Source organism: Mycetocola sp. CAN_C7, from assembly GCF_015752285.1.
Classification (GTDB): domain Bacteria; phylum Actinomycetota; class Actinomycetes; order Actinomycetales; family Microbacteriaceae; genus Mycetocola_A.
The window spans coordinates 342,317-358,120 of record NZ_JADOUY010000001.1 but is presented as its reverse complement, the minus strand read 5'-3'; the positions used below and the strand labels follow the sequence as shown (position 1 = coordinate 358,120).

The 15,804-nt window shown below is 65.5% G+C and carries 18 protein-coding genes and 1 tRNA gene; 11 read left to right on the top strand and 8 right to left on the bottom strand.

The window, feature by feature from the left end; genetic code table 11:
• Positions 1–176 precede the first annotated feature (176 nt).
• Positions 177–1,136 carry an LPXTG cell wall anchor domain-containing protein gene (locus IWX78_RS01650; protein WP_196831642.1) on the top strand — a complete coding sequence of 320 codons (960 nt, stop codon included), beginning with the start codon at positions 177–179 and terminating at the stop codon, positions 1,134–1,136.
• 104 nt (positions 1,137–1,240) lie between these two features.
• Here IWX78_RS01650 and IWX78_RS01645 read toward each other — a convergent pair whose 3' ends face one another.
• Positions 1,241–1,639: a DUF5997 family protein gene (locus IWX78_RS01645; RefSeq protein ID WP_334684496.1), complete on the bottom strand. Its 399-nt coding sequence runs from the start codon at positions 1,637–1,639 to the stop codon at positions 1,241–1,243.
• A 166-nt stretch (positions 1,640–1,805) separates the two neighbouring features.
• Between IWX78_RS01645 and IWX78_RS01640 the strand changes: the two genes are divergently transcribed.
• The 4 genes from IWX78_RS01640 to IWX78_RS01625 all read left to right on the top strand — a co-directional run bounded on the left by IWX78_RS01640 (position 1,806) and on the right by IWX78_RS01625 (position 5,991).
• A complete protein-coding gene (locus IWX78_RS01640; RefSeq protein WP_196831641.1) occupies positions 1,806–2,915 on the top strand; it encodes an AI-2E family transporter in 1,110 nt (369 codons plus the stop codon).
• A 9-nt stretch (positions 2,916–2,924) separates the two neighbouring features.
• Positions 2,925–4,379, top strand: coding sequence for a cardiolipin synthase (cls, locus tag IWX78_RS01635; protein ID WP_196831640.1), 1,455 nt, complete (start codon positions 2,925–2,927; stop codon positions 4,377–4,379).
• Between the two features lie 9 nt (positions 4,380–4,388).
• Positions 4,389–5,060 (top strand): GAP family protein, encoded by a 672-nt coding sequence (locus IWX78_RS01630; RefSeq protein ID WP_196831639.1) that lies wholly within the window; start codon positions 4,389–4,391, stop codon positions 5,058–5,060.
• 166 nt (positions 5,061–5,226) lie between these two features.
• Positions 5,227–5,991, top strand: a complete 765-nt coding sequence (locus IWX78_RS01625; protein ID WP_196831638.1) for a LysR family substrate-binding domain-containing protein — start codon at positions 5,227–5,229, stop codon at positions 5,989–5,991.
• Positions 5,992–5,995: 4 nt separating this feature from the next.
• On the opposite strand, the gene IWX78_RS01620 is transcribed toward IWX78_RS01625, so the two are convergent.
• The 3 genes from IWX78_RS01620 to IWX78_RS01610 form a co-directional block, all read right to left on the bottom strand.
• Positions 5,996–7,090: a VIT1/CCC1 transporter family protein gene (locus IWX78_RS01620; protein WP_196831637.1), complete on the bottom strand. Its 1,095-nt coding sequence runs from the start codon at positions 7,088–7,090 to the stop codon at positions 5,996–5,998.
• Between the two features lie 216 nt (positions 7,091–7,306).
• A complete protein-coding gene (locus IWX78_RS01615; RefSeq protein WP_196831636.1) occupies positions 7,307–7,840 on the bottom strand; it encodes a DUF5655 domain-containing protein in 534 nt (177 codons plus the stop codon).
• A gap of 41 nt (positions 7,841–7,881) precedes the next feature.
• On the bottom strand, positions 7,882–8,334 hold the full coding sequence (locus IWX78_RS01610; RefSeq protein ID WP_196831635.1) for a MarR family winged helix-turn-helix transcriptional regulator: 453 nt from the start codon (positions 8,332–8,334) through the stop codon (positions 7,882–7,884).
• Positions 8,335–8,382: 48 nt separating this feature from the next.
• On the opposite strand from IWX78_RS01610, the gene IWX78_RS01605 reads away from it, so the two are divergent.
• Together IWX78_RS01605 and IWX78_RS01600 are read left to right on the top strand one after the other, a co-directional pair.
• On the top strand, positions 8,383–8,619 hold the full coding sequence (locus tag IWX78_RS01605; protein ID WP_196831634.1) for a hypothetical protein: 237 nt from the start codon (positions 8,383–8,385) through the stop codon (positions 8,617–8,619).
• A gap of 77 nt (positions 8,620–8,696) precedes the next feature.
• A complete protein-coding gene (locus IWX78_RS01600) occupies positions 8,697–9,080 on the top strand; it encodes an MmcQ/YjbR family DNA-binding protein (protein WP_196831633.1) in 384 nt (127 codons plus the stop codon).
• A gap of 65 nt (positions 9,081–9,145) precedes the next feature.
• On the opposite strand, the gene mgrA is transcribed toward IWX78_RS01600, so the two are convergent.
• Positions 9,146–10,213: an L-glyceraldehyde 3-phosphate reductase gene (mgrA, locus tag IWX78_RS01595; protein WP_196831632.1), complete on the bottom strand. Its 1,068-nt coding sequence runs from the start codon at positions 10,211–10,213 to the stop codon at positions 9,146–9,148.
• Positions 10,214–10,379: 166 nt separating this feature from the next.
• Between mgrA and IWX78_RS01590 the strand changes: the two genes are divergently transcribed.
• The 3 genes from IWX78_RS01590 to IWX78_RS01580 all read left to right on the top strand — a co-directional run bounded on the left by IWX78_RS01590 (position 10,380) and on the right by IWX78_RS01580 (position 12,576).
• Positions 10,380–10,452 (top strand) — tRNA-Arg (locus IWX78_RS01590).
• A gap of 179 nt (positions 10,453–10,631) precedes the next feature.
• Positions 10,632–11,849 (top strand): acetyl-CoA C-acetyltransferase, encoded by a 1,218-nt coding sequence (locus tag IWX78_RS01585; protein WP_196831631.1) that lies wholly within the window; start codon positions 10,632–10,634, stop codon positions 11,847–11,849.
• Between the two features lie 208 nt (positions 11,850–12,057).
• Complete coding sequence (locus tag IWX78_RS01580) at positions 12,058–12,576, top strand: PGPGW domain-containing protein (RefSeq protein WP_196831630.1); 519 nt, start codon at positions 12,058–12,060, stop codon at positions 12,574–12,576.
• 90 nt (positions 12,577–12,666) lie between these two features.
• On the opposite strand, the gene IWX78_RS01575 is transcribed toward IWX78_RS01580, so the two are convergent.
• The 3 genes from IWX78_RS01575 to IWX78_RS01565 all read right to left on the bottom strand — a co-directional run bounded on the left by IWX78_RS01575 (position 12,667) and on the right by IWX78_RS01565 (position 14,851).
• A complete protein-coding gene (locus IWX78_RS01575) occupies positions 12,667–13,245 on the bottom strand; it encodes a hypothetical protein (protein WP_196831629.1) in 579 nt (192 codons plus the stop codon).
• A gap of 98 nt (positions 13,246–13,343) precedes the next feature.
• Positions 13,344–14,066 carry a FadR/GntR family transcriptional regulator gene (locus IWX78_RS01570; protein WP_196831628.1) on the bottom strand — a complete coding sequence of 241 codons (723 nt, stop codon included), beginning with the start codon at positions 14,064–14,066 and terminating at the stop codon, positions 13,344–13,346.
• Positions 14,067–14,071: 5 nt separating this feature from the next.
• Complete coding sequence (locus IWX78_RS01565) at positions 14,072–14,851, bottom strand: SDR family oxidoreductase (RefSeq protein ID WP_334684495.1); 780 nt, start codon at positions 14,849–14,851, stop codon at positions 14,072–14,074.
• Positions 14,852–14,963: 112 nt separating this feature from the next.
• Between IWX78_RS01565 and IWX78_RS01560 the strand changes: the two genes are divergently transcribed.
• The gene (locus tag IWX78_RS01560; protein WP_196831627.1) at positions 14,964–15,782 is read left to right on the top strand and encodes an SDR family oxidoreductase; all 819 of its coding nucleotides are present in this window, start codon (positions 14,964–14,966) and stop codon (positions 15,780–15,782) included.
• Positions 15,783–15,804 lie beyond the last annotated feature (22 nt).

Below are 15,804 nucleotides of genomic sequence, written 5' to 3'. Positions count from 1 at the left end.
CTTCGCTCGACAGAGTGTTCATGTGGGAGAAAGTCTCCTGCATGTGCCCGGTCCTCGTGACTGGTGCACGCCCAGCCCGGGGGTCGGGCGCTGTGCGTGTCTGTTGTTCGATGTGTTCCAGTTCCGCTCTCCGGCCGGGCTGAACGACGCGTGTCTTTGCCCCGGACACGCTGGAAATGGACATTGTGAAGACTCGTACCAAACTGCTGGCCGGATTCAACGCCAGCATTCTTTTCGGCGCAGCACTCGTGCTTGCTGCCGGTGCAGCTCCCGCCTCGGCGCACACGCCGGAGGTCGACGCGACCTGTGAGAGTGTCACCCTCACCCTCGAGAACTACGGTCACACCCCGGAAGCTCCGACGCCGAACACCGTCACTGTCACCATCGACGGTGTCGAGCAGGAGAACACCGCGTTCGGCGCCGGGTTCGCCGCCAGCTACGACTTCGACGACGTCGCCGTCGGCCACGAATGGGCCGTTGTGGTTGACGCCGCCGACGACACCTACGACCGGTCGTTCGACGGCACCACGGAGCCCTGCGCTCCTGCAGTTCCGGCCGATGCTTCGGCGACCGTGACCGTGGAACCGCCGACCTGCGACATCCCGGCTCGGCTCGTCCTCGGCGACGTGGTGAATGCCACCTGGTCGACTCCGACGGCGACGACGGGACCCGCAGATTACTCGGTCGTCGCGACGGCAGACGAGGGTCACCTCTTCGCGTCGGGTGAGACGACCGAGACGTTCTCGGGACGACTCGACGGTCAGCTCGACTCGGTCGAAGCCGGCTGCGCCACCCTTCCCGGGACCGTGCCGCCGATGCCTGAACCCGTCGTGACAACCGACGCGGTCGAGGCTGAGGACTGCACGACAGACACGATCACGACGACCACCACAACGGTCACCACCGGTCATGTCTTCGATGAGGTTTCGAACACGTGGGTGACGGCTGAACCCGTGACCACCGTCACCTCGACCGATCGGGCCGCTACCCAGGTCGAGTGCCCGACCCCCGCACAGACGGTGGCCTCCGAGCTTCCGTCGACGGGCGCTGACAGCTCGTGGCTGGTCGCGGTCGCCGGACTGCTGGTCGCTGCCGGTGTCGCGCTGATGGCAACCCGCCGCATCCGCCGCGCCTAAGGCTGACGAAAAGAACGGGCCGGAGAGCATACGCTCTCCGGCCCGTTCTTTTTGGGGTGCACCCCTGGTGTCGTCCAGGTCGGGTTCCCCCAGATTTCCTGAGTTTAGGGCTGCAGCCTTTCGCGACGCTCCGCGTCGCGGGCGTTGATCCGCGTGTTCTCGGAACGCACCTCGGCCTGGGTGGCGCGCTCGGTCACGAGCCAGGCGGGAGGGGCCTCGAGCAGCGCAGTTATCTCGGCGGTGGTGAGTGCAGCGTCATTCATGTCGGCACGGGCGAGTCCTGATACCGAGACGCCCAGCTTGCGAGCGACCTCGTTGCGGGGGTGCGGCCCGTTCTTGCGAAGTTCGACGAGCCATTCGGGTGGAGATGAGAGCAGCTCATTGAGCTGCTCTCGGGTCACCGGCTGGTTCTTGAAATCGTCAGGAGTCGCGGGCAGGTAGACGTTGAGCTTTTTCGCTGCCGTCTCCGGCTTCATCGTCTGGGGGGTCTTGTGGGAAGCCATGATCCCAGAGTATCCCGTCGTCCGCCGGATGCCGTCGCGTTCGCCAGATCGCAGCTGGTGGATTCCGCGCACGATCGAGTGGAAGAACGCGCCACCGCCCGGCCTGCAGCACGGGCCCGGTCATATGGTGACACCACACGCAGCGTCGATCACGGGAGCGCTTTCCATGGCAGCACGAGCGCAGCCGGGCCGCCCACTCGCGCCGGAGGACTCCGGTCGGTCGGGTCCGATAAGTGTGTTTTCCGGTGGACCGTTCCGGTTCGGATTCGTCGCCACCCTCGGCGTTCTTCTCGCGCTACTGCTGGGGGCGGCGATCGTCTCGCTGAGCACGGCGCTGACCCTGATCTTCGTCGCCTTCTTCATCTGCCTGGGGCTCTACCCCACCGTGCAGCTCCTCGAATCGCGCGGATTCTCACGCAGCGGAGCCGTTCTCGCGGTGCTTGCCGCTTTCGTGCTCATCGTGGCGCTGCTGGGCTGGTTGATCATTCCGATCGTCGTCACACAGTCATCCGAATTGGTGAAGTACCTGCCGTCCGGTGTCGATCAGATTGCCGATCAGACCTGGTTCCAGTCGGTCGACGATGCGCTGGGTGGTGCACTCACTCCCGGGGTGGAGTGGCTCGAACGTACCGTCGCCGACCCCAATGTTTGGCTCGTGATCGGGGGCGGGGCGCTGCGTGTTGGCGCCGGATTCCTCAACGGGGTCGCCGGGACCATCTTTGTGATCGTACTCACGTTGTACTTCGTCGCGGGGCTCGAGGGCATCAAACAGGCAGGCTATGCCCTCGTCCCGGCGTCGAAGCGGGCGTCGTTCATCGACCTTTCCGAGACCATAACGGCATCCGTCGGCAAGTACCTCGGCGGCATGGTCATCCTTGCAGCCATGAACTCGCTTGTCACCTTCATTCTCCTCACCGCATGCGGGGTTCGGTTTGCCCCGGTACTCGCCGTCCTGGCGTTCCCCATCACCCTCATCCCCCTGATCGGTAGCGTCATCAACCTGGCGATCATCACCGTTGTCTCGCTGTTCACCTCACCGACGACCGCTCTGATCGTCTTTCTCGTCATGCTCGTCTATGTGCAGGTGGAGGCCTACGTGCTCACCCCACGTATCGTGGGCAAGGCGATCAACATCCCGGGATCACTGGTGCTCATCGGTGCCCTCATCGGGGGAACGCTTCTCGGGCTGCTCGGTGCGCTGATCGCCTGCCCGACGACGGCATCCGTTCTCTTGATCCTCAAGAAAGTGGTCGTTCCGGCCCAGAACTCGCGTTGAGGCTCAGCGATGAAGGATGCCGAGATCGTCGCCTCTCTTCTGCTGGCGATTCATGTGATCGTGGGTTTCGTCGCAGCCGTGCTGATTGCAGCCAACCGCCGTCCATCAGCAGCCATTGCCTGGGTGCTGATGATCATCTTCGTTCCGTTTCTCGGAGCTCTCGCTTTTGTTCTCGTCGGCATCGGGCGGTTACCGCTGGCGCGACGCGAGAAACAACTCGAGATCAATGCGCTGGTGATCGAACGAACTCCGGGCCTGGCGCAGGTGGCACACCGTGACGAGTGGCCGTCGTGGCTGGGCTCTGCTGTCGAGCTGAACCGCTCGCTCGGCGCATTGCCGATGGTCGGCGGCAACCATGCAGACCTGATCGATGACTACGAAGGCTCGATCCTGGCCATGGCGCGCGACATCGATGATGCGGCCGACCACGTGCACGTCGAGTTCTACATCCTGGTGCTCGACGACATCACCGAGCCATTTTTCGCCGCGCTCCGGCGTGCCACGGCCAGAGGGGTCACGGTGCGTGTGCTCTCCGATCACCTCTCCGGGCTGATGAACGCCCGACGGCGGGAGACCATTTCAGCCCTGAAGGAGATGGGTGCCGAATGGAGGCCGATGCTGCCACTGCGGCCATTCGCCGGCCAGTGGCAGCGGCCCGACCTGCGCAATCATCGCAAGCTGCTCGTCGTCGACGGCAGCGTGGGATACACCGGGTCGCAGAACCTGATCGACTCGAGCTACCTCAAGCCGAAGAACATCGCCCGCGGATTGCACTGGCACGAACTCATGGTGCGCATCGAAGGCCCTGCGGTCCGTGAACTCAACGCAGTGTTCGTGACCGACTGGTACAGCGAGACCGACGAGCGGCTGCCTCTCGACACCTCGCCGGTGATTCTTTCCCCCGGCCACGACCGTCTCGATGCACAGGTGCTGCCCAGCGGGCCGAGCTTTGAGAACGACAACAACCTCAAGCTGTATACGCTCCTCATCCACAACGCCGTCTCCCGCGTGAGTATCACGAGTCCGTACTTCGTCCCGGACGAGTCGGTGTTGCTCGCGATCCTCACCGCAGCATCCCGCGGCGTCGAGGTCGAACTTTTCGTGTCTGCAATCGGCGATCAGTTTCTCGTCTATCACGCGCAGCGTTCCTACTACGAGGCCCTGCTCAGGGCCGGAGTGGCTGTCTACCTCTACCGGGCTCCGACCGTTCTCCACTCCAAGCATTTCACCATCGACGACGACGTCGCGGTGATCGGGTCGAGCAACATGGACTACCGCTCGTTCAGCCTCAACATGGAGGTCTCGCTCCTTGTGCACGGCGCCGGTTTCGTCGACCGGATGCGCAGCATCCAGGATGGTTATCGAGAGAACAGCGACAGCCTCGACCTCGCGGACTGGGTGTCGCGGCCGATCGGCCAGAAGATTCGCGATAACCTCGCCCGGCTGACCTCGGCTCTGCAGTGAGCTGCCGTCATGTTCGCTGACTACCTGGAACTGGTCGCACTGGGGCTTGCGATCGCAATCAGCCCGATCCCCGTCGCTGGCCTGCTGCTCAAACTGATGTCGCCAGATGGTTTTCGATCGACGGTCGGAATGGCTGTCGGCTGGAGCGCGGGCGTCGGTGCGTCGGCGACCGGGCTGTCTTTTCTCTCGACACTGCTTCCTGCGCCGAACGTCGATGTCGCCGGGCCGACGGTGGCCGTCGGCTCTCTCGGGGTCGGAGCCCTGCTCGTGACCGCCGGAGTGTTCCAGATCCGCGGGAGGCCGGCAGCCGATGCTCCACCGACACTGCCTCGGTGGATGGGTGTACTCGACCGTCTTCCGCCGTTGCGCGCTGCTGCGATCGGCTTCGGCTATGCAGCCTTCCGCCCGAAGAACCTCATCTTCACGGCCGCGGCTGGAGTCATCATCTGGCGAAGCAACCCGGAGCCCGCATCGGTGATCATTTCGGTTCTCATCTTCACTGCGGTCGCATCGAGCACGATGCTCGCCCCGGTTCTCGCATACGGTTCCGGCTCGACCTCCGTGCGAAGGAGTCTTGTGCGGTTGCGGGAGTGGCTGTTGCTCCACGTCGCTGTCATCACCGGGTCGACGTTCGCCCTTCTCGGCGTTGTGCTCGTCGTCTTCGGGCTGATTCAGCTCTGACCCGGGAGGATGCCGTCCTCATCCTGCCGTCGCGAGGGCATCCGTTCCGCCGAAAACACCCGGCGGACCCGATGCCCTCGACCGCAGCGGATGCCCTCGGTCCGCGGCATCCGTAATACCCTGTGACTCGACCCTTCACGCAGCGCGGAAGGAGCTAAGGGACACCATGGATGCCGAATCGACGCCCGACCGTCTCTTCACCGTTGCCTTCGTGCCCGGTGTGACGCTCGCCAAATGGTCGAAGGTGTGGGCGGAGCGGCGCCCCGACCTGCCGATGGGGTTCGTGCAGACGCCCGAGGGCGACCAGACCCGTGTTCTGCATGACGGTGAAGCCGAGGTGAGCTTCGTCCGGCTGCCGGTCGACTCCACCGACCTGAGCGTGATCCCGCTGTACCTCGAGATTCCCGTCGTCGTTCTGCCCAAGGAGCACGTGCTCGCCGATGCCGAGTCCGTCACCGTCGCGGACCTGGCCGGGGAGCACCTGCTGCAGGACCCGGACTCGGTGCCGGAGTGGCGCGACGTCGCCGAGGAGATCCGTGACGGGAGCAGACGAGAGTTGCCGAGCATCCGCACCGGGGATGACGCTGCCGAGCTCGTCGCCGCCGGCGTCGGCATCGTGATCTGGCCGCAGTCGGTCGCCCGGCTCTATGGTCGCAAGGATGTCGTCGCCCGCCCGGTCGCGGATGCCGCCGAGTCGCAGATCGCCCTCGCCTGGCTCGAAGAGAACACCACGGCAGACGTGGAAGAGTTCATCGGTGTTGTGCGTGGGCGCACGGCACGCAGTTCCCGCGCGCCGCAGGAAGAGCCCGAGAAGGCTCCTCCCAAGGAGCGCAAGCCGCAGCAGAAGCCAAAGGCCAAGCCGTTCACGCCCCGTCAGGGCCGTGCCCCGAAGAAGCTCGGCAAGGGCCGTAACCGAGGTCGCGGGCGCTGAGACCCTACGCCACCGTCGTTCCGAACAGGAGCCCGAGCAGGTAGGTGATCGCCGCGGCCCCGTACCCGATCGCCAGCTGTCGCAGTGCCCGCTTGACCGGTGACGCGCCAGACAGCACTCCAACGACGGCGCCGGTGAGCAGCAGCGCGATCCCGACCAGAACGGATGCCACGGCGACGGCAGCGAGTCCGGTGAGGCCGAACAGGTAGGGGAGCACCGGCACGATGGCGCCGGAAGAGAAGAAGAGGAAGCTCGACACCGCTGCACCGCGAGCAGAGCCGATCTTCTCGTGTTCGTCCTGCGCCGAGATGCTGCCGGTGTCAAGGCCGACGTGCACGCAGTCGAGGTCGTTGAGCACTTCGTTCGCGTGTTCGGCCGCCTGCTTCGGGGCCATTCCCCGCACCCGGTAGACGAGTTCCAGTTCGTTGGCGTTGACGTCGAGCTGCGGCAGCACCCGGCGCGCGCTCGGGTCAGGGGTGGTCGACTCGAGCAACTCGCGTTGTGATCGCACGGAGACGAACTCCCCTGCTCCCATCGACAGCGCGCCGGCGAGGAGCCCGGCGACACCTGCGGCGAGTACGACGCCGTTGCCGACGCCGGTCGCGCTCATGCCGAGCACGAGGGCGAGGTTCGAGACGAGACCGTCGTTCGCGCCGAACACGGCGGCGCGAAAGGTACCCGAAATGCTGTTTCGACCGCGGGCGGCGAGTCCGCGGACGATCTCTTCGTGCAGTCGTTCGTCTGCCGCCATCGCGTCGGTGGCGTCGGCATCCGCTTCATACGGCGACCGTGATTCGGTGCGCTGCATGAGGGCGAGCACGAAGACGGAACCGAATCTGCGGGCGAAGAAGGCGAGCAGTCGGGTGCGCAGGGCGGTGCGGGTCGGGCCGTCGGCGTGCGACCCCAGGAGCGCGATCCAGTGGGCTTCGTGGCGACGCTCGGCTTCAACGAGCCCGAGCAGGATCGCCCGTTCTTCGCCGGTGCGCCGGCTGGCGAGTTCGCCGTACACGGATGCCTCGGCGCGTTCGTCTGCGAGGTACCTGCGCCACCGTTTGATCTCGGCGGGAGCGGGTGCCCCGCGGGTGGATGACTCGGTCATGGCATTCTCCTGATGCGGAATGGCCGGAGAAAGAATCGTCTTCGGCCATCGTCGAACGTCTGGCCGAAGGTCTCGCTCGCCCGCCGGAGCGGGTGGGCTGCCGGGTTGAAACAACCAGTATGTCGACAGACCGCGTCGCCGTTTCTGGAGTGAAAGCGGCGGTGGGAACTACTCCCCTTCGTGTCAACGATTCTATCGCAGGCTGGCGAGGATCGCTCAGGCGCGGTCGTACGCCTCACGCAGCCAGCCCAGAAGTTCGTCATCGACCTCGTCTGTGCTCGCGACGCCGACGTTGTGCGTGCACATTCCTCCAGTCGCCCTCAAGCGCTCGCCGCCAGGCTCACCCTTCAGATTGATGCCGATGTCGACGCGGGTCTTCGTCGTCGGGCTGATGAGGGCGAACTGCTTCGAGCGGCGCAGGGAGACGGATGCCTGCTTCGGCACGATCTCGACGTCGGTGCCGAATCCGAGAGCGGCAGCAGCGACGGCATCGTAGATCGGTCGCAGGGTCGGCTTCGCCTCGTACTGCTTGTCGATCAGATCGTCGCCCTCCGCGCCGCCCTGGTTTCGGTACATCAGGGCGATGAAATTGGCGAAGCCGTGCGAGACGCCGTGCTCCGATTTGAGAAGCGCCATCATCTGTCCGTGCTTGTCGAGGGCGGCTGCCTCAAGAATGACGAACCACTCGGGCAGGGATTTTCCGGTGCTGGCTGGCAGGCCGTCGACTCGTTTCTGGGTTTCCGCGTCCATGCCTCGAATGCTAGCCCGCTGTCGGCATCGAAGACGAGGGGTCAGGATGCCGTCGCGGCGTCGATCACGGCGTGGAGGGTCTCGCGCAGTCGGGCGAGTTCGTCGACCGACATGCCCAGTTCGCTCACGATCCGGGGCGGGATCACCTCGGCTTGCGTGCGCAGTGAACGGCCGGCATCCGTCAGTGTGATGTCGAGCACGCGTTCGTCGACGGAGCTGCGCCGGCGGCTGACAAAGCCGCTGGATTCGAGACGTTTGAGGAGTGGGGAAAGCGTCGCCGGGTCGAGCTGGAGCGCGGCGCCGAGCTCCTTCACCGACCGTGGACTCTGGCCCCAGAGCGCAAGCATCACGAGGTACTGCGGGTGGGTGAGGCCGAGAGGTTCGAGGATCGGGCGGTAGAGGGCGAGCACACTTCTGCTCGCGACGGCGAGCGCGAAGCAGACCTGATTCTCGAGAGCGAGAAGGTCGTCGCCGTCTGTTGCCGTGCTGGTCATTCTGCTCCTCCGGCCGCGCCCATCACCTTATCCTCTACACTAATGATTATGGCACGAAGTAAAAAGCCGCGCGAGAGCATCTCGGACGCCGGCGGGTTCACCAACTGGCTGAACAACCGGCTGCGACCGTACATCGGCCCGCCGCCGCTCGGGCCCTATGGCGAGGAGCCTCTTCCGCCCAGTTCGGAATCCGCCTGCCCGCTCTGTGGCCAGGCCATGTCACTGCACTCGGTGGATCGCACCGGGGTGAAGACGCAACTGGACTGTCCGTCGCCGTTGGGTTGAGGGATGGCGGAGCGTCGAGTCACCTGAGCGGCGCTGACATCTCCCCGTCGCGGGCACCTCGGCGTATGATCGCGGCCATGGAGCATCCGAAGCTGTTCGATCCTTCAGAACGGGTCGTGGACCGGGTTCGGGCGATCTGTGCCGATTATCCGGAGTTCGCCGAGAGAGAGGCGTGGGGCCGGCCCACCTTTCGCGCAGGCAAGAAGCTCTTCGTCGTGATGGGCTCGTCGATGGACCGGCCGCACACGATGGTGTTCAAGCCCGACCCCGATGAACGTCCAGCGTTGCTGGACGACGATCGGTTCTTCGTACCGCCCTACTTCGGCCCGGCGGGCTGGCTCGGGATGGACCTGTCGACGGATGCCGACTGGACGTTCGTCGCCGAGCTCATCGACACCTCGTATCGCCAGGTCGCACTCAAGCGGCAACTGGCCGCGCTCGACGAGCGGCACCTGCGCTGACGGCCAGGCGTCGGGGAGGCTGGCGCTGAGGGGGCCCGGCGAGGCGACCCCTCAGCATCCGCTCGTTACAGTTCGCTCGACTGGGCCCACAGGTTGACGCCGGCGTCGCCGGCGAACTCGTCGATTCGCGCCAGCTCGTCGTCGGTGAACGAGGTGTTCTGGAGCGCAGCGAGGTTCTCGTCGAGCTGCTCGACCCGTGAAACGCCGATGAGCGCGCTCGTCGCTCCACCCGGGCGGAGCACCCAGGCGATGGCGAGCTGGGCGAGGGTCTGGCCGCGCGACGCCGCGATGTCGTTGAGTCCGCGCAGTCGGGCGAGGTTGTCTTCAGACAGGAAGCTGTCGTTGAACGAGCCGCGCTCGGTTGCGTGTGTGGCGTTCGGGTCGTCAAGGAACTTGCTGGTGAGCAGTCCCTGGGCGAGAGGGGTGAACGCGATCGATCCCATTCCGTTCTCACGGAGGGTGTCGAGCAGCCCGTCCTCGACCCACCGGTTCACCAGCGAGTACGACGGCTGGTGAATGACGAGGGGGGTGCCGAGACGCTGGGCGATCTCGACAGCGGCGGCGGTGCGCTCCGGCGAGTACGACGAGATGCCGGCGTAGAGCGCCTTGCCCTGCCGCACGGCGGTATCGAGGGCGCCGATGGTCTCCTCGAGCGGGGTGTCTGCGTCGACGCGGTGCGAGTAGAAGATGTCGACGTAGTCGGTGCGCAAGCGCTCGAGTGACTCGTCGAGGCTGTTGAGCAGGTACTTGCGCGAGCCGAGGCGCCCGTACGGGCCCGGCCAGTGCGGCCAGCCGGCCTTCGTCGACACGATGAGTTCGCTCCGGTACGGCCGGAAGTCGCGAGACAGCATCCGCCCGAAGTTCTCTTCGGCGCTGCCGTTGGGTGGCCCGTAGTTGTTGGCGAGGTCGAAGTGCGTGATGCCTTTGTCGAAGGCGTGGCGCAGGATCTCACGCTGGGTGTCGAACGGGCGGTTGTCGCCGAAGTTGTACCAGAGCCCGAGCGAAATCGGGGGGAGCAGCAGCCCGCTGTCACCGACGCGGCGGTAGCCGAGGTGGGTGTAGCGGTTGGATGCGGCGCAGTACGGCGCGTGGATGTCGGGAACGGATGCGTCGAAGCGCACGTCGTCGGGCACGGGAGTCTCCTCGGGGTGGGGCAGGCGGTGGGTCGCCCTGTAGGTACAGGCTAGGTGATCGCCGATGGCTGGTCACAGTGCTCGCCGTCAATTGGCGCAGCGCCGCGCGGTCATGTAGTCTCTACTACGGCCTGCGAGCAGTTCTGTTCTGTCAGGCCAAGCCCATGCGCCCGTAGCTCAACGGATAGAGCATCTGACTACGGATCAGAAGGTTGGGGGTTCGAATCCCTTCGGGCGCACGGAATATAGCCTCGGAGAGACGCCAGATTATGGCTGTCTCTCCGAGGCTTCTTCGTTTGTTGACTGACCGCGCAGCCGGTCGCTGTAATGTCGGAAACGTGCAACAGACCTCCGAAGGTACAGCGCTGACGCTGGCTTGTGACCGCATCCGGGTTGCGGGGCAGTTACGGGAGCGATCATGACGGATCTTCGTGACGTGGTCATTTGCTCTCCTCTGCGAACCCCTGTCGGTCGGATGGGAGGCTCCCTCGCGCCGCTCTCCGCCCTCGACCTCGCCACGACCGTACTCCGTGCTCTCGTCGAACGCACCGGTATCGATCCGGCTGTTGTCGATGGCGTGATCGGTGCGCAGGGCTACCCGACCATGGAAGCGCCTGCCCTGGGGCGGGTCGCCGCGCTCGATGCCGGTTTTCCGATCACCGCAACCGGATATCAGCTCGACAGGCGGTGCGGAAGCGGACTGCAAGCTGTGCTCAACGCGGCCATGGAGGTCCAGACCGGGATCAGCGACGTGGTCGTCGCGCTCGGGGTCGAGTCCATGTCGAACGCTCCTCTCTACACCGAGGAAGTCCGGCGGGGGGTTCCCACCGGGGGGATGCTGTTCCGCGACGCCCTCACGCGCGGTCGGGAGACGGTCGGCGGGCGGAATCACCCGACGCCCGACGGAAACGTCGGCACAGCAGAGACCCTCCGCGCGGAGTACGGCATCAGCCGTGAAGAACAGGATGCTCTTGCCCTCCGGTCACACCAGAGAGCGGTTACTGCGCACGACTCCGGATCATTCGATGCCGAGATCGTGCCCGTCGAGGTGGCCACACGACGTGGCTCGGTCGTGATCGATCGCGACGAGCATCCGCGTGCTGATTCGACGCCAGAGGCGCTCGCCGCGCTCAGGCCCATCCTGCTGGGGAAGGATGCCCGCTCGACGGTGACCGCAGGCAACTCCAGCGGGCAGAATGACGCGGCAGCGGCGTGCATCGTGACGACATCCAAGCACGCGGCAGCGTACGGGCTCACGCCGATGCTCTCGCTTCGGTCGTGGGCCGTTGCCGGCGTCGACCCCCGTCGGTTCGGCGTTGCCCCGGTTCCCGCATCGCGGATCGCTCTGGAGCGGGCGGGCATCGGTCTGAACGATCTCGATGTGATCGAACTCAACGAGGCCTTCGCCGTTCAGGTCCTCGCCTGCCTGGCCGACTGGCGGATCGACGCTGAGGATCCCCGGCTCAATCCCCGGGGCAGCGGAATCTCGATCGGTCATCCGATCGCGGCAACAGGCATCCGGATGCTGGCGACGCTCGCCCACGAGCTGCCGGACCTCGATGGAACCCTCGCTCTCGAAACGATGTGCATCGGTGGCGGGCAGGCGCTTGCCGCCGTCTTCGAACGGGCTTCTTAGCGACCGAGCAGTGGCGAAGTCCGTCATCGATCGCGAACAACAGCACCCGGCGATTTCGCCGGGAGATTCACCCGAACACAGCCGTTCACAGGATAAGAGCGCATACTGGGCCCACGAGCCCCGATCGCCCCTGGCCCGACTTGTCCGAATGGCTAGCGATAGCAGCGAACGGTACTGAGGGTGAATGGGTCAACGAGTGGGTACCACAATGAGTGACCAGGCCAAAGCACCGCGCACATTTCTTCCGCCGTGGCTGAAACGCAGAGTCATCGAAATAGCGGGCTGGGTGCTGCTGATCACGGGCGTCGCCGCATTGGTGCTGCCAGGGCCGGGCCTTCTGTGCCTGGCTGCCGGACTCGCGCTGCTCGCGATGCGGTACGAGTGGGCCAAACGGCTCCTCCTCCCCGTGAAAGCTCGGGCATTCCTGCTTGCGTCCGACGGCGTGCAGACGTGGCCCCGGGTCGCTTCCAGCATCCTGGGCGGACTCGTTCTGGTCGCCATCGGCGTTGCGTGGGGAGTGGGCACCCCGGAACCGGGCTGGTGGCCGGCGGCGGGGAGTTGGTGGCTGGCCGGCGGCTGGGGAACTGGCATCACGCTCATCGCGTCCGGTGGCATCGCACTAGGGATGATCGTCTACAGTTTTCACCGCTTCCATGGTCATCCGCTCGTCGTCCCGGTCCGCAAGACACCGATGACTCCGCGGCCGTTGCGCGAGCGCGCTCTCTGAGCGTTGGGCGCAGCTGTTGGGCAACGGACGGATGCCGCCGCAAAATCCGGTGGCTCCCCAGGCTCCCCGGGCTCCCCAGGCTCCCCGAACTCACCGAGCGAGCAGGCGACCCGCAGTGAAGGCTGCTGTGGCGTCGGCGATCGTCTGAATCGGCGTGTCGATGCCGGCGGAGCCGAGCTGGAAACCTCTCTTATTCAGGAGCGCGAAACCGCCGGGTGCGAGCGTCGTCTCGACCCCTGCCGTCTCAGGACTCACCCCCGCTGCGATCCGGTAGGTGAGCACGCGGTGACGGCCGCGCTTCTTCAGGCTCACGGATTCAATCGTGTGCCAGGGGAGCGACACTGTGCCCTGGGCAAGGGTGGAGCTCAGCCCGAACGCATCGAGCGACACCAACGACCCCGCGGTGATCCGCTCGGCGGCGGTGTTCGCCGTCTGCGCTGCCGAGAGTGACGCGAATACCACGATCACGAGGAACGGAAGAGAAGCCGCGAACCCGGCCGCGAATCCCGCCACCGACGCCATCAGTGCCGCGCTTGCCGCCGCAGCGATCGCCGCGCCGACAGCGAGGGAGGTCAAGAGGACGATATTCGGCTGAAACAGCTTGCGCATCGCCACCGGGTCGGATTTCACAGTCAGCGGCGGGAATGGAGCAATGAGGGCGTCGGTCATGACCTCAGTATGGGGCTGCGCGCGACGCCGGGCCCGAACTGCCCACGATCGGCGACCCAACCTCCGGAGCGCGCATACTCTGCCAGAATGCCGCAGAGCTACGAGGGTTGCGTCCGGCGAATGATTTCGCGCATGGTCGCCCCGGCTTCATTCCCGCGCCGACGCTGAATCTGTCCGGCCAGGTCGACATGCAGCTGCACGTCACTGAGACTGATCGGCCGGATCGTCAGCTCATGGAGGGTGCGCTCGCGGAGTGCTTCATGGATGACGTCGGACAGTTGCGCGAACATCGGATTGCCGGACGCGCGAAGGATCAGGCGGTGGAGGCTCGCGTCGTCGCGCAGGAACTGGTCGTGTTCACCGTCGACCCCCGCTGACCACAACCGACCCGCCGCGCTGATGATCTCACCCGCCTGTTCCGGGGTGCCGTTCTCCGCGGCGAGTCGGGCGGCCTCCGGCTCGATGGCGATACGCAACTGGTGAAGCGACGCGAGCTGCGTCTGTCGTTGAGGAGAATCGAGCCGCCACCGGATCACCTGAGCATCGAAAAGGCTCCACTCGCCTTCGCCGAGAATCTCCAGGCCTACCCTCTTCCGGGCTCGCAGAAGTCCCTTGGAGGCCAGAACCCGCGCGGCTTCGCGCACGACACTGCGCGACGCACCAGTCACGACCTCGAGTTCCTCAACGGTGAGCACGGTTCCGGGCGGGTAGGTGCCGTCGCAGATCGCTCCGCCGATCCGCTCGGTGACCTGGGTGAAGGCGCTCGGCCGCGAGGAGGCGGCGCTCCCGGCGTGCGCGCCCCTGCCGGCGCCGGGACTCACCGAGGTCAACCCAACCCGCCGGTCGAGGTGCGTCCGGCAGGACCATTCTTCTTCGTCGGGCTGATGACCAGTTCATTGATGCACACATGGGAAGGACTCTCCATCACGAACAGGACCGCCCGCGCGATGTCGTCAGCGCTGAGCATCTCCCGACGATCGGATGTGCCAGGCACGGTCGGGCGCATGGTGAGGAACTCGGTGTCGACGTCGCCAGGGCACAGATGACAGGCCCGGATGCCGTTGGCATTCTCCTGCGCGTTGAGCGACTCCGCCAGCGAGGCGAGTGCGGTCTTGCTCGCGCTGTATGCCACCCCGGCGTCGGGCGAAAACCGCCACCCCGAATATGACGAGATTAAGACGACCACGCCGTCGCCGGCATCCCGCATGCCGGGCAGGACGTGATCCACGACCCGGGCTGCCGCGATGAGATTCGTCTGGACGATCTCGGCGAAAGTCGAGACGGACTGGTCGCGCCAGTAGCGATAGGGAGTGTTGAGCCCGGCAGACAGCACGGTCCGAGTCACCGGCCCCCACCTGCCGAGTATTGTGTCGTGCGCGGCGCGAACGTCGTCGTCGTCCGTGGCATCCATGGCCTGAACCAGGCTCCGCCCTCCCGCCTCGGCGACGAGTTCTGCCGTTCGATCCAGGGCGTCCGCGCGGCGGCCCGTGAGCGCCACCCGGTACCCCAGTCGTGCGGCGGCGACCGAGGTCGCCCGGCCCATTCCGCTGCCGGCACCCGTCACCCACATCACGGGTCCTGATGTGTCTTCGGTGCTTCTCGTCATGATGTCTCCACTCAGGACGGCGATCCCGTCATTCATAAAAGAATATCTGATGGGTACTATAGGTCTATATAGTATGTTTTATCGACCTGTCCGATGCGACGAAGTGGAATCCATGCTGATCGATCTGGAACGAAAAGTCGTCGTGGTGACCGGCGCCGCTCGGGGTATCGGGCTCGAGATCACGGAGACCTTCGCGCGAGAGGGTGCCACCGTCATCGCTCTCGACATCACCGAAGCGGACCTCGATGCGCTGGGTGATGTGTTCGAAGAGAACGGTTGGTCAGGCGAGCAGTCCGTGTGCGACGTCCGGGACTTTGCCGTGGTGAAGACGCTCATCGATGACGTGGCGACGCGGCACGGTCGCATTGACGTCTTGATCAACAACGCCGGGATCAATGCCGTCGGTTTGGTCGATGATCTCGATGTCGACCTGTGGGATCGTTGCTTCGAGGTCAACACCCGTGGCACGTTCAACACCTGCAAGGCGGTGTCTCCGCACATGAAGCGCCAGGGGGCCGGGCGCATCCTCAACGCGGCCTCCTTTGCCGTCCTCATCCCGAGCGTCGGAGCCTCGGCATACGCGGCTTCCAAGGCGGCGGTGGTGCAATTCACGCGCACCCTGGCCGGAGAGCTGGGCCCGTGGGGCATCACGGCCAATTCCTATGCCCCAGGAATGATCCCGACCAGCATCAACGGCTTCGCCGAGATGAACGAGATCGAGCAGGCGGAGCGCCTCGACATGCTGTCCTTGCGTCGATGGGGCCGGGCGGCAGATGTCGCTCACCTGCTGTGCTTCCTGGCCAGCGACCTGGCGTCCTACATCACCGGAACCCTCATCGACGTCAGCGGCGGCAAGTTCGCTACCCAGGAACCGAGAAAGGCGTACGCCACGATCGACCAGGGCGCACAACCGCGGACGGCGGTAGCCTGATCGCTGCGTCACAATCAGCGCA